This window comes from Paenibacillus liaoningensis (assembly GCF_059609455.1).
This window is the reverse complement of the sequence record NZ_JCAALU010000050.1, coordinates 1-1,341: the sequence shown is the minus strand read 5'-3', so window position 1 is coordinate 1,341 and position 1,341 is coordinate 1. Positions and strand designations below refer to the sequence as shown.

Annotated in this window: 1 rRNA gene; it reads left to right on the top strand. The window is 55.0% G+C overall.

Annotation, left to right across the window (positions count from 1 at the left end):
• Nucleotides 1-1,340 (top strand): 23S ribosomal RNA (locus AC6B99_RS33280); the annotation flags it as partial.
• Nucleotide 1,341 lies beyond the last annotated feature (1 nt).

Sequence of the window (1,341 nt, the reverse complement as noted above, 5' to 3'; positions counted from 1 at the left end):
AGTAGCGAAGGTCATGCACTCCGGCTGCCGAGAAAAGTCTCTAGCCAGGTGAAGGTGCCCGTACCGCAAACCGACACAGGTAGGCGAGCAGAGCATGCTAAGGCGCGCGGAAGAACTCTCGTTAAGGAACTCGGCAAAATGACCCCGTAACTTCGGGAGAAGGGGTACCTCGGTAGGGTGAATAGCCCGAGGGGGTCGCAGTGAAAAGGCCCAAGCGACTGTTTAGCAAAAACACAGGTCTGTGCGAAGCCGTAAGGCGAAGTATACGGGCTGACGCCTGCCCGGTGCTGGAAGGTTAAGGGGAGCGGTTAGGGGTAACCCGAAGCTGTGAACCGAAGCCCCAGTAAACGGCGGCCGTAACTATAACGGTCCTAAGGTAGCGAAATTCCTTGTCAGGTAAATTCTGACCCGCACGAATGGCGTAACGACTTGGGCGCTGTCTCAACGAGAGATCCGGTGAAATTTTAATACCTGTGAAGATGCAGGTTACCCGCGACAAGACGGAAAGACCCCATGGAGCTTTACTGTAACTTGATATTGAACTTTGGTACGATCTGTACAGGATAGGTGGGAGCCATTGAAGCATGAGCGCCAGCTTGTGTGGAGGCGACGTTGGGATACCACCCTGATCGTATCGGAGTTCTAACCTAGGACCATGAAACTGGTTCGGGGACCGTGTCAGGTGGACAGTTTGACTGGGGCGGTCGCCTCCTAAAATGTAACGGAGGCGCCCAAAGGTTCCCTCAGAATGGTTGGAAATCATTCGGAGAGTGCAAAGGCATAAGGGAGCTTGACTGCGAGACCTACAAGTCGAGCAGGGACGAAAGTCGGGCTTAGTGATCCGGTGGTACCGAATGGAAGGGCCATCGCTCAACGGATAAAAGCTACCCTGGGGATAACAGGCTTATCTCCCCCAAGAGTCCACATCGACGGGGAGGTTTGGCACCTCGATGTCGGCTCATCGCATCCTGGGGCTGAAGTAGGTCCCAAGGGTTGGGCTGTTCGCCCATTAAAGCGGTACGCGAGCTGGGTTCAGAACGTCGTGAGACAGTTCGGTCCCTATCTGTCGCGGGCGCAGGAAATTTGAGAGGAGCTGTCCTTAGTACGAGAGGACCGGGATGGACGTACCGCTGGTGTACCAGTTGTTCCGCCAGGAGCACCGCTGGGTAGCCAAGTACGGACGGGATAAGCGCTGAAAGCATCTAAGCGCGAAGCCCCCCTCAAGATGAGATTTCCCAATTTAGTAAGACCCCTTGAAGACGACGAGGTTGATAGGTTCGGGGTGGAAGCGCAGCAATGCGTGCAGCTGACGAATACTAATCGGTCGAGGGCTTATCCTAA